This is a genomic window from Novosphingobium sp., assembly GCF_041915465.1.
Lineage (GTDB): Bacteria > Pseudomonadota > Alphaproteobacteria > Sphingomonadales > Sphingomonadaceae > Novosphingobium.
Genome location: NZ_JAYSBK010000022.1, coordinates 21,014 through 36,047 on the forward strand (window position 1 = coordinate 21,014; position 15,034 = coordinate 36,047).

General features: G+C 65.7%; 16 protein-coding genes. 4 read left to right on the forward strand and 12 right to left on the reverse strand.

The annotated features are described in order from the left end of the window. Window positions 1-17: 17 nt before the first annotated feature. Entirely contained in the window at window positions 18-527 is a 510-nt protein-coding gene (locus tag ACE3SN_RS06060) for a glycosyltransferase (protein WP_374528487.1), read from the forward strand. On the opposite strand, the gene ACE3SN_RS06065 is transcribed toward ACE3SN_RS06060, so the two are convergent. From ACE3SN_RS06065 to mutS, 3 genes are read right to left on the reverse strand one after another with little or no spacing between them, the layout of a single operon-like run. Next, window positions 524-796 carry a hypothetical protein gene (locus ACE3SN_RS06065; protein WP_374528460.1) on the reverse strand — a complete coding sequence of 91 codons (273 nt, stop codon included), beginning with the start codon at window positions 794-796 and terminating at the stop codon, window positions 524-526. The two genes, ACE3SN_RS06060 and ACE3SN_RS06065, sit on opposite strands and share 4 nt — an antisense overlap. Before the next feature lie 9 nt (window positions 797-805). Then, window positions 806-991 (reverse strand): hypothetical protein, encoded by a 186-nt coding sequence (locus tag ACE3SN_RS06070; RefSeq protein WP_374528462.1) that lies wholly within the window; start codon window positions 989-991, stop codon window positions 806-808. 24 nt (window positions 992-1,015) lie between these two features. Continuing rightward, the gene (gene mutS / locus ACE3SN_RS06075) at window positions 1,016-3,598 is read right to left on the reverse strand and encodes a DNA mismatch repair protein MutS (protein ID WP_374528489.1); all 2,583 of its coding nucleotides are present in this window, start codon (window positions 3,596-3,598) and stop codon (window positions 1,016-1,018) included. A gap of 146 nt (window positions 3,599-3,744) precedes the next feature. Between mutS and ACE3SN_RS06080 the strand changes: the two genes are divergently transcribed. After that, on the forward strand, window positions 3,745-6,006 hold the full coding sequence (locus ACE3SN_RS06080) for an NADP-dependent malic enzyme (RefSeq protein WP_374528464.1): 2,262 nt from the start codon (window positions 3,745-3,747) through the stop codon (window positions 6,004-6,006). Window positions 6,007-6,039: 33 nt separating this feature from the next. Here the strand turns inward: ACE3SN_RS06080 and ACE3SN_RS06085 are convergent, their stop codons facing one another. Continuing rightward, window positions 6,040-6,804 carry a sulfite exporter TauE/SafE family protein gene (locus ACE3SN_RS06085; RefSeq protein WP_374528466.1) on the reverse strand — a complete coding sequence of 255 codons (765 nt, stop codon included), beginning with the start codon at window positions 6,802-6,804 and terminating at the stop codon, window positions 6,040-6,042. 115 nt (window positions 6,805-6,919) lie between these two features. Further along, the gene (locus tag ACE3SN_RS06090) at window positions 6,920-7,636 is read right to left on the reverse strand and encodes a tRNA (guanosine(46)-N(7))-methyltransferase TrmB (RefSeq protein ID WP_374528468.1); all 717 of its coding nucleotides are present in this window, start codon (window positions 7,634-7,636) and stop codon (window positions 6,920-6,922) included. Between the two features lie 119 nt (window positions 7,637-7,755). Between ACE3SN_RS06090 and ACE3SN_RS06095 the strand changes: the two genes are divergently transcribed. Continuing rightward, complete coding sequence (locus ACE3SN_RS06095; RefSeq protein WP_374528469.1) at window positions 7,756-8,580, forward strand: helix-turn-helix transcriptional regulator; 825 nt, start codon at window positions 7,756-7,758, stop codon at window positions 8,578-8,580. Between the two features lie 84 nt (window positions 8,581-8,664). On the opposite strand, the gene ctrA is transcribed toward ACE3SN_RS06095, so the two are convergent. From ctrA to dksA, 5 genes are all read right to left on the reverse strand, one after another. Continuing rightward, complete coding sequence (gene ctrA, locus ACE3SN_RS06100; protein ID WP_374528471.1) at window positions 8,665-9,360, reverse strand: response regulator transcription factor CtrA; 696 nt, start codon at window positions 9,358-9,360, stop codon at window positions 8,665-8,667. Between the two features lie 170 nt (window positions 9,361-9,530). Beyond that, on the reverse strand, window positions 9,531-9,959 hold the full coding sequence (locus ACE3SN_RS06105) for a DUF4112 domain-containing protein (protein WP_374528473.1): 429 nt from the start codon (window positions 9,957-9,959) through the stop codon (window positions 9,531-9,533). 41 nt (window positions 9,960-10,000) lie between these two features. After that, a complete protein-coding gene (locus ACE3SN_RS06110) occupies window positions 10,001-11,473 on the reverse strand; it encodes an ABC transporter substrate-binding protein (protein WP_374528475.1) in 1,473 nt (490 codons plus the stop codon). Window positions 11,474-11,556: 83 nt separating this feature from the next. Further along, a complete protein-coding gene (locus ACE3SN_RS06115) occupies window positions 11,557-11,934 on the reverse strand; it encodes a PilZ domain-containing protein (RefSeq protein ID WP_374528477.1) in 378 nt (125 codons plus the stop codon). 125 nt (window positions 11,935-12,059) lie between these two features. After that, a complete protein-coding gene (dksA, locus tag ACE3SN_RS06120) occupies window positions 12,060-12,518 on the reverse strand; it encodes an RNA polymerase-binding protein DksA (RefSeq protein ID WP_374528478.1) in 459 nt (152 codons plus the stop codon). A 335-nt stretch (window positions 12,519-12,853) separates the two neighbouring features. Here dksA and ACE3SN_RS06125 point away from each other — a divergent pair, with 335 nt between their 5' ends. Beyond that, the gene (locus ACE3SN_RS06125; RefSeq protein ID WP_374528480.1) at window positions 12,854-13,207 is read left to right on the forward strand and encodes a hypothetical protein; all 354 of its coding nucleotides are present in this window, start codon (window positions 12,854-12,856) and stop codon (window positions 13,205-13,207) included. 17 nt (window positions 13,208-13,224) lie between these two features. Here the strand turns inward: ACE3SN_RS06125 and ACE3SN_RS06130 are convergent, their stop codons facing one another. Further along, window positions 13,225-14,346, reverse strand: a complete 1,122-nt coding sequence (locus ACE3SN_RS06130) for a GNAT family N-acetyltransferase (protein ID WP_374528482.1) — start codon at window positions 14,344-14,346, stop codon at window positions 13,225-13,227. Next, window positions 14,343-15,034 (reverse strand): glycerophosphodiester phosphodiesterase family protein (locus tag ACE3SN_RS06135; RefSeq protein WP_374528483.1); only part of this gene is annotated, 692 nt, incomplete at its 5' end. The genes ACE3SN_RS06130 and ACE3SN_RS06135, both read right to left, overlap by 4 nt.

Below are 15,034 nucleotides of genomic sequence, written 5' to 3' on the forward strand. Positions count from 1 at the left end.
CGCTCTATTCGGGGAATATCGCCCGCAAGCAAGGGATCGAAATCCTGGTCGAGGCAGCGCGGCTGCTGCAAGACCGCGATGATCTGGCCTTCGTGATCTGCGGCGAAGGTCCGAACCGGTTGGAGCTGGAAAAGCTTGCCGCCGGGCTGACCAACATCCAGCTCCACGATCTCCAGCCTGCCGAAAAGATGGGTGCGATGCTGACCATGGCCAACATCCACCTGCTGCCGCAGATCGCGGGCGCGGCCGACCTGGTGCTGCCGTCCAAGCTTACCAATATGCTCGCCTCGGCCCGGCCGGTGGTGGCGACGACCGAACCCGGCACGGGACTCTATGACGAGGTCGACGGCTGCGGAACTGTAACGCCGCCCGGCGATGCCAAGGCGCTGGCCGCTGCGATTACCGCCCTGGCGGACGATCCGGAGCGCTGCGCGGTGCTGGGCACGGCGGCGCGCGAGCGGGCGGAACAGCGCTGGATGAAGGACGCGATCATCGACCGCGTCGTAGCCGAACTGGAAAAACTCTAACCGCGCGGCTGGGCCCAGCCCGCGTCCTCTTCTTCTTCGTCGCTGCCAGCTTCAGCTTGCACTGCGGCAGGAGCAGGTGCGGCTTGCGGCTCGGCGCTCGGACTGGCCTGCGGCGCGGCGGCATGACTGCGTTGCTCGCGGATCTTGCCGATATCGGCTTCCATCTGCTCGTGTCGCCCGCCGTCGGCAAAGAACGCCCCGACGCTGGCCGAGACGCCGATCGCCCAGAGCAGCGCGACTTTCCAGTTGCGAAACAGCAGCTGGTACATCGTACCGCCTCAGTCCTTGTCCCAGGGAGACTTGTGGTGGGCCGCGGCCGTGGCTGCCTTCTGATCGCTGTCCTGCCGGACCTGGTCGGCCGCAGGCACTGTGCAATAGGCGGTCAGCATGATGCCAAGCGCCCATAGCACCGCCTTCCAGCGGCTCTGGAATACCGTGTTCAGCTTTGGTCCGAAGCCTAACATGGACTCGAACCTAGCACGGCGTGGTTAAGGAAGGTTTCCCGCCTCGCGCTTGAGCTCGTAGAGCAGGTCCAGCGCCTCGCGCGGCGAAAGCGCATCAACGTCGAGCGCGCCTAGCTTTTCGCGCAAATGGTCCACAGCCTCCTCGCGCTGCTCGAGCGCCGCGGCGAACAGCGGCAGATCGCCAAGCCCGGCAGCCAGTCCGCCGGTTTCCGCGCGGCCCTTTTCCAGCCGTTCGAGCACGGCCTTGGCCCGCGCCACCACTGGCGCGGGAACCCCGGCGAGCTTGGCCACAGCGAGGCCATAAGAGCGATCCGCCGGCCCTTCGGCCAGTTCGTGCAGCAGCACCAGATCGCCCTGCCATTCGCGCGCGCGGACATGGTGCAGCGACAGCGCATCGCAGCTTTCCGCCAGCCGCGAGAGTTCGTGGTAATGGGTAGCGAACAGGCAGCGGCACCGGTTCACCCCGTGCACCGCCTCGACCACGGCCCAGGCCAGCGCCAGCCCGTCGTAAGTGGACGTGCCGCGCCCGACCTCGTCGAGGATCACGAAGCTCTTCTCACCCGCCTGGGCCAGGATCGCGGCGGTCTCGACCATTTCGACCATGAAGGTCGAGCGCCCGCGCGCGAGGTTGTCGGACGCGCCGACCCGGCTGAACAGACGGTCGACAAGCCCGATGGTTGCGCGCGCGGCGGGGATGAAGCCGCCCGCCTGGGCGAGCAGCACGATCAAGGCATTTTGGCGCAGGAAGGTCGATTTGCCGCCCATGTTCGGGCCGCCGACCAGCCACAGCCGGTCGGTTTGGGAAAGATGGCAATCGTTGGCGACAAAGCGTTCACCTTTCGCCGCGAGCGCAGCTTCGACCACGGGGTGCCGTCCGCCTTCGATCTCCAGCACGGTATCGGTGGTGATCGCGGGCCGGGTCCAGCCGCCTTCCGCCGCGCGCTCGGCCTGCCCCGCCGCAACGTCGATCCGCGCCAGCGCCTCGGCCGTGGCGGCAATGGCATGGCGCGCCTTCACGGCCAGCGCGGTCAGTTCCTCGAAATGCGCCTCTTCGGCGGCGAGCGCATGACCGCCCGCCTCGGCAATCCGGCTCGCCTCCTGATGCAGCGCGACTGCATTGAACCGTACGGCCCCGGCCATGGTCTGGCGGTGGGCAAAGCCGCTGTCGGACGCCATCAAGGCATCTGCGTGCTTGGCCGGGACTTCGATGAAATAGCCGAGTACGCCGTTGTGGCGGATCTTGAGCGCGGCGATTCCGGTCTGGTCGCGGTACTTCGCCTCAAGCATCGCGATGGCCCGGCGCGCGTCGCCCGAAATCTGGCGCAGTTCGTCGAGCGCATGATCATAGCCCTCGGCGATGAACCCGCCCTGCGCGCGTTCGGTTGGCGGGCTGGGCACCAGTGCGCGCGAATAGAGGTCGGTCAGTGCGCCATGCCCCGTCAGGCGTGGCAGCAGGGCATCGAGCAGCGCAGGCCGGTCCTTGCGGCCTTGCAGGTGGTCATGGATCCGCCGCGCTTCGGAAAGGCCGTCGCGCAATTGCCCAAGATCGCGGGGGGATCCGCGCCCGGCCACCACGCGGCCCAAGGCGCGGCCGACATCGGGCAACGCGCGCAGCACGGCGCGCAGATCGGCGCGCAGCAGCGGATCGCCGTGCAGCCATTCGACCAGCTCATGCCGCGCCTCGATCTGCGCCGCATCGGTCAGCGGGGCAGAGAGATCGTCGGCCAGCTGGCGGGCGCCCGCGCCGGTGACGCAGCGGTCAATCGCCTCGACCAGGCTGCCGCGCCGCCCGCCCTGACTGGACACGAGGATTTCCAGGCTCGCCCGCGTCGCTTCGTCCATCGCAAGATGCGCATCTCCGGCGCGCGCCACCGGCGGGAGGAGCAAGGGCAATTGCCCCCGCCCGACGTGCTCCAGGTAAGCCACCAGCCCCCCGGCGGCGGCCAGCATCGCGCGGGTGAACATCCCGAAGCCGTCGAGCGTGGCAACGCCGTGGACTGCCTTCAGCCGCGCCTCGCCCCCGTCGCTTGAAAAGTCCCGGCCCGGGCGGGCAATTGCTTCTGGTGGAGCGCCATCCCAGCCCTCGGGCGTGACCGTTTCGCTCGCCCCCAGCCGCGCCAGCGCCGCGCCCAGACGGTCGGCAGCGCACTCTTCCAGTTCCATCCGCCCGGTCGAAATGTCGACCGCCGCGATCCCGACCACGCCCCGCACTTCGCACACCGCCGCCAGCACATTGGCGCGGCGCGGCTCGAGCAGGGCCTCTTCGGTCAATGTGCCGGCCGTGACGAAGCGAACGATATCGCGCGCAACCAGCGCCTTCGATCCGCCGCGCTTCTTGGCTTCCTCGGGCGTTTCGACCTGTTCGGCGATGGCCACCCGGCACCCGCCCTTGATCAACCGAGCGAGATACCCTTCGGCCGAGTGGACCGGCACCCCGCACATCGGGATCGGCACGCCAAGGTGCTCACCCCGGCTGGTCAGCGCGATATCGAGGATCTGCGCGGCCTGACGGGCATCGTCGAAGAACAGTTCGAAAAAGTCGCCCATGCGGTAGAACAGCAGGCAGTCGCCCGCCTCGGCCTTGAGGGCGAGGTACTGGGCCATCATCGGAGTGACGCCCTCGGTCTGCGGCTTGCCGTGCATCGCCAAGGCCTAGCGCGTCCATCCGCGATTCGGGAGGCTTGCTATCGCAGCTTTCCCCTATCGCGTGCGCGTTCCATCCGTTAGGGCGGGGCCGATTCAGGAGATTGCCGGTGTCAGAAGACAACAACGTCCGCTTTACCGAACGCGAAGCGCTGTTTTACCACAAGACCATTCGCCCCGGGAAAATCGAGATCATCGCCTCGAAGCCGATGGCGACCCAGCGTGACCTGAGCCTGGCCTATTCGCCGGGCGTGGCCGTGCCGGTCCAGGCGATCGCCGACGATCCGGCCACGGCCTATGACTATACCGCCAAGGGCAACCTGGTCGCGGTGGTGTCGAACGGCACGGCGATCCTGGGCATGGGCAACCTTGGCGCGCTGGCATCGAAGCCGGTGATGGAAGGCAAGGCCGTGCTGTTCAAGCGCTTTGCCGACGTCGATTCGATCGACATCGAACTGAGCAGCGAAGATCCCGACGCGATCATCGAAGCGGTCGCCATGATGGAGCCGAGCTTCGGCGGCATCAACCTTGAAGACATCAAGGCCCCCGAATGCTTCGTGATCGAGCAGGCGCTGCGCGAGCGTATGAAGATCCCGGTGATGCACGACGACCAGCATGGCACCGCGATCATCGCCGCTGCCGGTCTGGTCAACGCCTGCTATCTGACGGGACGCGAGTTCAAGGACGTGAAGGTGGTGGTCAATGGCGCGGGCGCTTCGGCGCTCGCTTGCACGGCCCTGATCAAGTCGATGGGCGTGCGCCATGAAAACGTCACCGTCTGCGATACCAAGGGCGTGATCTATGTCGGGCGCGAGGGCGTGGACCAGTTCAAGTCGGCCCATGCGATCCACACCGACAAGCGCACCCTGAAGGAAGCGCTCAAGGGCGCAGACATCGTGCTGGGCCTGTCGGCTGCCGGCGCGATCACGCAGGACATGGTCAAGGACATGGCCGACCAGCCGATCATCTTCGCCATGGCCAACCCGGACCCCGAAATCACCCCGCCCGATGCCAAGGCGGTGCGCCCCGACGCGATCGTTGCCACGGGCCGCTCGGACTATCCGAACCAGGTCAACAACGTGCTGGGCTTCCCCTTCATTTTCCGCGGCGCGCTCGACGTGCGGGCCACCGCGATCAACGAAGAGATGAAGATCGCCGCCGCGAACGCGATCGCCGAACTGGCCCGCGAACAGGTGCCGGAGGAAGTCGCCGCGGCATACGGCAAGAACCAGCAGTTCGGGCATGACTACATCATCCCCGCGCCGTTCGATCCGCGCCTGATGGAGGTCGTTTCGTCCGCCGTTGCCAAGGCGGCGATGGACACCGGCGTGGCGCAGAAGCCGATCGAGGATTTCGACGCCTATCGCCACAGCCTGAAGGCCCGCCTCAACCCGACCACCTCGGTCCTCACGCAGGTCTATGAAACGGTGAAGGCCAACCCCAAGCGGGTGATCTTTGCCGAGGCGGAAAACGAAGTGGTGCTGCGCGCCGCGATCCAGTTCCGCGATTTCGGCTATGGCGAGCCGGTGCTGGTGGGCCGCACCCAGGCGGTGATGGACAAGCTGGTCGAACTCGGCGTGGGCAACCCCGAAAGCTACGAGATCCACAACGCCGCCGTCTCGCCCCATGTCGCCCCGATGGTCGACATGCTCTACGAACGGCTCCAGCGGCGCGGCTTCCTTGAGCGTGACGTGCGCCGCATGGTCAATCAGGACCGCAACGTCTTCGCCTCGGCCCTGCTCAAGCTGGGCGTGGGCGATGCGCTGATCACCGGCATGACCCGCACCTTTGCGCAGACGATGAAGGAAGTGCGCCAGGTGCTCGATCCGGGCGAAGGACACCTGCCCTTCGGCATCCACCTGATGGTCGCCAAGAACTACACGGTCTTCCTGGCCGATACGACCGTGAACGAGCGCCCGAGCGCCGAGGATCTGGCCGTCATCGCTAAGCAGACCGCCGCCGTGGCGCGGCGCCTGGGCCACGAACCGCGCGTCGCGTTCCTGTCCTACTCCACCTTTGGCAACCCGCAGGGCCGCTGGCTCGAGCCGATCCGCGGCGCGGTTGCGATTCTCGATGCAGAGGGCGTGGGCTTCGAATATGAAGGCGAACTTGCCCCCGACGCGGCGCTCAACCCGACGGTGATGAAGAACTATCCCTTCAGCCGCCTCTCGGCTCCGGCCAACGTGCTGGTCATGCCGGGGCTGCAATCGGCGAACATCTCGGCCAAGCTGCTGCGCGAGCTGGGCGGCGGGGCGACCATCGGTCCGATGCTGATCGGCATGGAAAAGCCGGTGCAGATCGCTCCGATGACCGCGATTGCGCCGGACGTGCTGACGCTGGCCGTGCTGGCCGCGGCGGGGGTGGCGGGCTAGGTCTGCCGCCCCGTCCGGGGGCCGGATTCAGTCTCAGCCCCAGGCCTTGTACACGCCATAGGCGCTGGTCAGCGTGAGCACGATCCCGACCAGAATCAGCATGGTCTTGGGGTTGAAATGCTTGGCCGCCCAGGCGCCAAGCGGTGCCGCAAGCAGTCCGCCGATCAGCAGTCCCAGCATCGCGCCCGCCACGTCGGCCAAGCCCAGATGCCAGATGAACGCGGCCGAGACGGTCAGCGTCAGGAAGAACTCGACCGTGTTGACCGTGCCAACGACCTTACGCGGATCGGCACCCTGGATCAGCAGATTGGATGTAACCACCGGACCCCAGCCCCCGCCGCCCGCCGCATCGAGAAAGCCCCCGAACAGCCCGAGCGGAGCGATCAGCTTGGCCTCCTTGATCTGCGGCGGATAGAGGATCCCGCGCGCGAGGATGTAGATGCCGATGGCCGAGAGATAAAGCAGGACGAAGGGCTTGACCACGCTGGCATCGAGTGCGGCGAGCACATAGGCGCCCAGGATGCCCCCGATCATGCCCGGCACCAGCAGCCTGAAAAACAGCTTCTTGTCGACATTGCCGTGAAGCAGGTGGCTGATCCCGGACGTCGCAGTGGTGAAGCATTCGACGATGTGAACCCGCTGCGAGGCCAAGGCAGGCGGCACGCCCATCACCCCGACCAGCAAGGTGTTCGAGATCACCCCGAAAGCCATGCCCAGCGCCCCGTCGACCAATTGTGCGGCAAAGCCCACGCCGATGAATGGCAGCAGGGCGGCAAGATCAAAGTGTGCAAAGTCCATGGCGGTCCGACTCCAGCAAGGAATGTCCACCAATGAAGTTGAGTTTTTAGCGCTTGGCTAGAAAGTTTTGCGCGCCGCCGCCCAAGCGAAACTTTTCTGCGGCGAATTCGCGCAGTCAGCGCCGCCGGTAGCGGAAGTACCAGACTTCGTGCCCGTAGACGTTCCGGGCCTTGGCCTCATAGCGGGTTTCGGGCCAGCCGCCGGGGCGCTTCTGGAAATCGAGCGGCTTGTCGCACAGCCATTCGAACTGATCGGTATGGCGGCGCATCACCATCAGCGCGTGGCGCAGGTAGATCGCGTGGTCGGTGCCGAAACGGAACTCGCCGCCGGGCCTAAGCTTGGCCGCGAACAGATTGACCGGGCCGTCGTTCATCATCCGCCGCTTGGCGTGGCGCGCCTTGGGCCAGGGATCGGGATGCAGCAGGTAGAGGAACGAGAGCGAGCCATCGGGAATCCGGCGCAGCACTTCCAGTGCATCGCCGTGATGGATGCGGACGTTGCCGATCGGCGGGTGCGCGCCATTATCGCCCGAGACGTGGGTCAGCGCCTGGGCCACGCCGTTGAGAAACGGCTCGGCGCCGATGAACCCGTGATCGGGCAGCATGTCGGCCCGCGCGGCCATATGCTCACCCCCGCCAAACCCGATTTCGAAATGCAGCGGACAGGGCTGGCCGAACAGGCGCTCGGCGGTAACCTCGCCCTCGGCCGGGACCGCGATCTGCGGCAGCAGGTGATCGACCAGCGCCTGCTGGCCCTGGCGCAGGGGCTTGCCCTTGGCGCGGCCATAAAGGCGGTTGATCGTGGTGGGATCGCCGGGTTTGTGCGCAGTCATGGTGCGCCGTTGGCAGCCGGTCCCGTCACAGTCAAGCACGCCAGTAACGGCCAGTCAGGCTGGGGCTCCACAAGAAAATTGGGATGGACGGCCCGGCGTCGCTGTGGTGAGCTTAGACCATGCCGGCCCCGAACCAGACCTCCAACCCGCTGGCCTCGCTTACCGAAAAGGAGCGGGAAATCCTGAGCCTGCTGACGGCGGGCCACACGGTCAAGACCATTGCCGCGCGCCTTGACCGGTCAGAAGCCTCGATCAACGAACGCTTGCGCGATGCCCGGCGCAAGACCGGGATCAGCAGCAGCCGCGAGCTGGCCCGCCTGCTTGCCGCCCAAAAAAGCTGGGACAAGAATTTCGATCTGTCGCCGCAAGCCTTCCCGAGCGAAGTCGCGGTGCAGCCCGCATCTGCCGGGCGCACTCGATCGAAAGGGAAGACAATCATGCTTATCGCAGTACCCTTCGCCGCTGCCGGCCTGTTCGTCGCGGCAATGGCTTCATCGCAGCAGGCAGCCGTGCAGCAGCCGGTAGCGGCCGCCACCGCCGAGCAAGCCCCGCTGGCTGGAAAGTGGCTGCTGGACGTGAGCCGAATCCCGGCGGAGGAACGGCCGCGCCGGGTGACCATGGCCTTCCAGGTCTCGCCCGACCAGAAATGGACCACCCGGGTGGAGATCGTCGCGCCGGACGGTTCTACCTCTCATGCTGAATCGACCGCCGCACTCGACGGCGTGCCCGTACCGGTTTCCGGGAACATGCCATTTATCGATAGCGTCTCGCTGCGCCAACCCGAGGCGGGCACGCTCGTGATGACCCTCAGCAAGAACGGCGCGCCGGTTGCGACGCGGGTCTACACCGTTTCCAGGGATCGCAGGTCGATGACCGAAACCATCGTCTGGCCCGGCAGCGACGAACCGAGAATGGTGACGACCTATTTCAACCGGATCGACTGAAGGCGTTACCCCAGCAAAATGAAACGGCCCGCACTCCCAAGGGGATGCGGGCCGTAATCGGGGCAAGATCGAGATAGAGAGAGATCAGGCCGCTTCGGCCTCTTCGCCCGGATCGCGCAGCACATAGCCGCGGCCCCAGACGGTTTCGATGTAGTTTTCACCGCCGCAGGCATGGGCCAGCTTCTTGCGCAGCTTGCAGATGAACACGTCGATGATCTTGAGTTCGGGTTCGTCCATCCCGCCATACAGGTGGTTGAGGAACATTTCCTTGGTCAGCGTGGTGCCCTTGCGCAGCGAGAGCAGTTCCAGCATCGCGTATTCCTTGCCGGTCAGGTGGACGCGGGCGCCATCGACTTCGACCGTCTTGGCATCAAGGTTGACCGCCAGCTTGCCGGTGCGGATGACCGACTGCGAGTGGCCCTTCGAACGGCGTACCACGGCGTGGATGCGGGCGACCAGTTCTTCGCGGTGGAACGGCTTGGTGACATAGTCGTCAGCGCCAAAGCCGAACGAGCGGACCTTCGAATCCATTTCCGAAATGCCCGAAAGGATCAACACCGGGGTCTGCACCTTGGCGACGCGCAGCTTCTTGAGAACGTCGTAGCCGTGCATGTCGGGCAGGTTCAGGTCGAGCAGAATGATGTCGTAATCATAGAGCTTGCCCAGATCCAGGCCCTCTTCCCCCAGGTCCGTCGAGTAGACGTTGAAACCCTCGGTGGTCAGCATGAGCTCGATGGCCCGTGCCGTAGTCGGTTCGTCTTCGATCAGCAGTACGCGCATGGGTTAACCCCCCTTTGCCCCGAATTCCCCGGTCGCTAACTCTCTCGCAAGAGTTGTTGCCCGTCATTAACCATATGACCAATGAAGTGGAAAGGTTAATTTCTCGTAAACGGCAGAAATGCGCGAGTCGCGGGGATTATACGGATAGAACGGCAGCAAAACCGCGCAATTCAGCCCTCCAGCGTGCGGGCTGCGGGGTAATGCCGATCGAGATGCTGCCGGATGATCCTGAGGTTGCGCGTGTTCGAACGGTAAAGAAAATCGAACAGGTCGCCCGCGATCGGCACGACGCCCACCATCGTATCGATCCCGACATTGGCCAGCATCCGCGCAACCTGCCAGCGCGACATGCCAAGGTTGCGCCCTTCCCAGACAAGATAGAGCCCGATCGCCCCGGCCAGCAGGTCGCCTACCACCGGCACCAGCCCGAGCAGCGCGTCAAACCCGAACCGGCGGCCCAGCAGCGGGACCTTGAACAGCCCTTCAAGCATCCGCTCGAGCGCCTCGACCCGGCGGCGCACCGACAAGGGATCGCGCCCCAGCAGGAGTTCGAGCGGATCACGCACTTCGTTCATTCGGCGCAGGTTGCCAGTGGCCATGGCGCAATCCCTTGCAGCTCCGGCAAGATTGCCGACTCAGCTCATTTGGGGCGCAGGGCGAGCGGCAACAAGGGGTGGATGTTCCAGGCGTTAACTGCAAAACCGGTGGTATCGCCCGAAACCAGCGACCAACGGATCGGCACGCCGAGCGGAATATAGCCATTGGCAATGATAAGCTGCGCTTCGGCCTGGGCATAAAGATCAGCGCGCTTGGCCGCGTCCGGTTCATCGCGCGCATCGCCCGCCAGGCGATCCGCCGCCGCGCTGCACAGCCCCCGCGCGCTCGAGCAGGCGAACTGATTGAGGAACCAGTCGGCCCGGGGATAGCGCGCCACCGTGTCGAGCAGTCGCAGATCGGCGTCGGCATCGGCGCGCACGCGCTGCGGCGCGATGCCGATCGCCTTCAGGTCGGCCGCAAGCCGGGCATAGAGCTGATCGGCACCAGGGCCACTGGGCATGGCCAGGCGCAAGGTGACCGCGCCCTTGCCGCCGGCTTTCCATTTCTGGACACGGCTGGCGGCAAGCGCGCGGCGCTCGTCCGCCGTGCGGCCGGGCCAGCGTTCGGCAACGGTGCCATTGTCGCCCGCGAGGCCTGGATTGACGATCCGGGTCGTCGCCGTCCAGCCGCCGACGCCGAGCGCCGCGCCGACCGCGTCGCGATCGATCGCCATGGCAATCGCTTCTCGGTTTTCGGGCAGCGCGAGAAAGCCGTCGGCATGGACCACGACCAATCCGAACAACCCCGCCACCGGATCGAGACGGAGCGCCCCGCGCGAAACACCGCTGGCATCGATCCGCGGAAAATCCTCGAACCGCCCGCCCAGCACGACATCGACCTTGCCCTTGTTGAACAGTGTGATGGCCGTTTGGGCCGGCATGGCATCAAGCCGCAGCCGCCGCGAGCGATCGGCCCAGCCCTCTTCGGCAGGCAGGCCGCGATCTTCCGGCGGGATCGGGCGAAGCAGCGCGCTGTCCTTGTCACGCGTCAGGATCATCGGCCCGGCCCCGCGATTGCGGCGCAGCAGTCCAAGTTCGGGTTGGGCAAGCAACTGGAGCATGTCGGGAACCTGCTGGCTCAGCCGGATCTCGATCACGCGGCCCGCCATGGCGCGCACATCGGTGATCACCGCAAGATCAAGCCCAAGCGGGGTGCCCCGTACCGCCCCGATCGCACGCTGAAGGGATTCACGCGCGGACTCGCCGGTGATCTCGCTCCCGTCGTTCCAGGTACCGTCGCGCAAGCGGAAGATATAGCTCAGCCCGTCATCGGTCACGATCCAGCGATCGGCCAGCGCCGGGATTACCCGTCCTTGTTCATCGAAGCTGACCAGTCCCTCGGCGGTTGCGGAGCGCAGCAATTGCGCGGCGACCGGCAGGCGCGGACCGGTGGCAAAGGGTGTCGCCGAATCTCCGACAACCGCGACCACGACCGGGCGGTCGCTCTCCCCGCCGCACGCCGCTACCGTTCCCAGTGCCAGAACGGCCAGCATCACACGAAATCCACGAAGCAGCATGGCCACGTGTCCTATCGGAATTTGCGGGGGGCGGACAGGTGCCTTGAACGGCACGGATGCGATTGCCGATCCGGCGGCGCGGATCAGATCTTGCGCAGGCCCGTGCTGGCGGCCTCGGCGGCCAAGGCATTGTAGTAGGTCGGGCGATGGACCAGCAGTTCCGGCTTCTTTTCCGCTGCGACTGGCGCGCGCACCACGCGCGGATCGATCTCTTCGCGGAAGGCCACCCCGATCCGGCTATCCTGGACCCAGGCGACGACCCCCTCGACCCAGCCGATGTTGCGCAGGTTCACCCAAACCACCTGGCCACGCATCGTGCGCTCGCTGGTTTCTGCCATCAGGCCGCCCGACGAAAGGTTGCGGACGCGCACACGGTGATCGCCCTGGATCCCGTCGATGCGCAGCTCGGCCATGACGAACAGGCTATCGCGCGCGATCTGCCTGTGTTCATTTTCGCCCATTGCCAGTCCCACACTCCAGCGAAGGTGCCCGAATGGCACCGATTCAACGATCGCAACGGTAAAGTTTGCGATCTCGCCGAAACCTAAACCGGAATGGCAAAAAACCCGTTAACGCGGCAAGTTGCTCAATCGTCGCGAGAAATCTTCTCACGCCGTTCGTGCGCCTGCTGCGCCTCGACAGTCATCGTCGCGATCGGACGCGCCGAAAGTCGGCCCAGGCCGATCGGTTCGCCGGTAACCTCGCAATAGCCGTATTCGCCTTCCTCGATCCGGCGCAGGGCCGAATCGATCTTGGAGATCAGCTTGCGCTGGCGGTCACGCGTGCGCAGTTCGATCCCCCATTCGGTTTCGCTGGAGGCGCGGTCGTTAAGATCGGGCTCGCGGATCGGGCCGTCCTGCAACTGCTGCAGGGTGTCCTGCGCCGCGGAAACGATCAGCTTCTTCCATTCCTGAAGAAGCCGCCGATAATAATCGAGCTGGGCCTCGCACATGTAAGGCTCTGCTTCGCTGGGCGCATAATCGCCCGCAATCGCACGCTTAGCCTTGGCCAGGACGTCAATCTCATCACCGAGAACCGTCGCCATAAACTCTCCACACCAGACCAGCCGGGCACGTGGGTACCTGCGGCCGCAGGTGTTCCCGCTGGCCTCCCGACGCCGGTTCGAGCGCGCATATAAGGGCCGCCCGAAAGGCACACAAGCGCGAATACGGAGCTTCGTGATTTCCGCAAGATTAGGCATGACCGAACGCTGCGGCGCGCAAGTTTTTCCGCCCCCCGAGTGGGCCGCAGGAGCACCGGAAATGCGCCCCCAGTCCCCAATCGGCACAAAATCGCGAATGCGTTAACCTTTTGTTGACCATGTTAGGGAAGGTTTGGCCCATCGGCAGCCCAGGGGGGATGCCATTGGGGGTAAGTGAAATGAGCACTGTCTGGACCCATACCGCAAATCTGAACGGCCCTTTCCGGGGCCCGGTCACCATCGCTGACGAAACCGCCGAAGACCTGCTGGTCGCCAGCTGCCTGGCCGCCGCCGCCCAGGGCGATAGCAACGCCTACTTCGATCTTGGCGTGGCCTATTCGACCGGCAGCCACGGTGCCGAATGCGACCTGATCGAAGCGCATAAGTGGTTCAACCTGGCGGCTGTTGCCGGTCATGGCGAAGCCCAGCTGTGCCGCGCCGACATTTCCGAGGAAATGACCGCCCGCGAGATCGCCGAAGCCCAGCGTCGCGCCCGCGAATGGATCGCCGCGAGTTCGCGCCGCGCGGCCTGAACCGGTCTCGGCCCGAGCTAGCCCTTGCGAAACGGCGTCCTGGCGCCGAGGTGAAGCTGGTCGGCGGTAACGCCCGCCCGCTCCCGCTCCAGAAAATCGGCCACGGCTTCGCGAAAGCCCGGATGGACGATGTAGTGCGCGGACCAGGTCTGCACCGGCTCGTAACCGCGCGCCAACTTGTGCCCGCCCTGCGCTCCGGCTTCGACCCGTGATAGGCCCATGGCGATCGCCGCATCGATCGCCTGATAATAGCACAGCTCGAAATGCAGGAAGGGCTTGTCGACAACAGCGCCCCAATAGCGCCCATATAGCGCATCAGGCCCGATGAAGTTGAGCGCGCCGGCAATCGCCCGCCCGCCAGCGAAGGCCAGGACCAGCAGGATCCGCTCCGCCATCCGTTCCCCGAACAGATCGAAGGCTTCGCGGGTCAGATAGGGACGCCCCCACTTGCGCGCGCCAGTATCCTGATAGAACTGCCAGAAGGCGTCCCAGTGTTCGGGACGGATGTCACGACCCGTCAAGGCGCGGATCTCCACCCCATCCTGCGCCGCCGCGCGTTCCTTGCGCAGGTCCTTGCGCTTGCGCGAGGACAGCTGGCCCAGGAAATCGTCGAAGCTTGCATAACCGCGATTGTGCCAGTGGAACTGGATGTCACTGCGCAGCAGCCAGCCGGCCGCCTCGAACAAGGGCAGCTGCTCGGGCGCGATGAAGGTGGCATGAGCGGACGACAGCTCGTTCGCTTCGCACAGCTGCTCTGCCGCGCGCAGCAGCGGCTGGGCCAGCGCCGGATCGGCCAACAGCAGGCGCGGTCCCGTGGCCGGGGTGAACGGCACCGCAATCTGCAGCTTGGGATAATAGCTGCCGCCGGCGCGATGCCAGGCATCGGCCCAGGCGTGATCGAACACGTATTCACCCTGGCTGTGGCCCTTGAGCCAGGCCGGCAGCGCGGCGACCAGCCGTCCAGCGGTATCGGCAATGGTGATCGGCGCGGCAGTCCAGCCGGTGCCGGGGCCGACACTGCCCGAATCCTCGAGTGCGGTCAGAAAGGCGTAGGACAGGAACGGATTGCCCTGGGCAAGCGCGTCCCATTCGGACTGGGGCAGCTCACCGACCGAGCGGGCAACCCGCGCCTCGATCACAGGACCCCGGGACCTTCGGCAATGGGTGCATCGGCATATTCGGCCGCACGCTCCCGCCGCGACACGCTGTTCACCGTCCAGGTCAGCAGCGGCAGACCCCGCCGGCGCTGGGCAGCGGCGAAGCGGCTGGGCAGGTCGCGAATGTCATAGGCCAGGAAATCGGGCCGGGCATGCCACAGCGACAGCCGCCGACGGATCATGCCCGCCAGGGCCTTGTCATCGCCCTCGGTCACCACCAGGCCGCGCACGATCAGCGGGGCATTGTCCGCAAACCAGCGCACGATCCTTGGATCGAAGCTCATCACCGCGTAGTTGCCGACATAACCCTCGAGCATCCGCATCACGGCCAGGCAGCTGGCTGAAATGCGCGAGCGCCGCTTCGGATCGGACTTTATCTCGATCAGGATCGGGGCTTGCCCGGCAACCTGATCGAGCATCTGGCGCAGCGTCGGGATCGTATCGGTCGACCCATTGAGCGCGATCCGGCCAAGCTGCTCGGCAGTGTACTGGCGCACAAAGCCGCCGGTCTCGGTCAACCGGTCGAGCGAAGCATCATGGAACACCACCGCCTGGCCATCGAGCGAGCGCTGGACATCGCATTCGATCCCCATGCCCTTGGCGATTGCCGCCGCGAAGGCCGAGGGCGAATTTTCGGGAATGCCGGGCCCATGGAGACCGCGATGGGCAT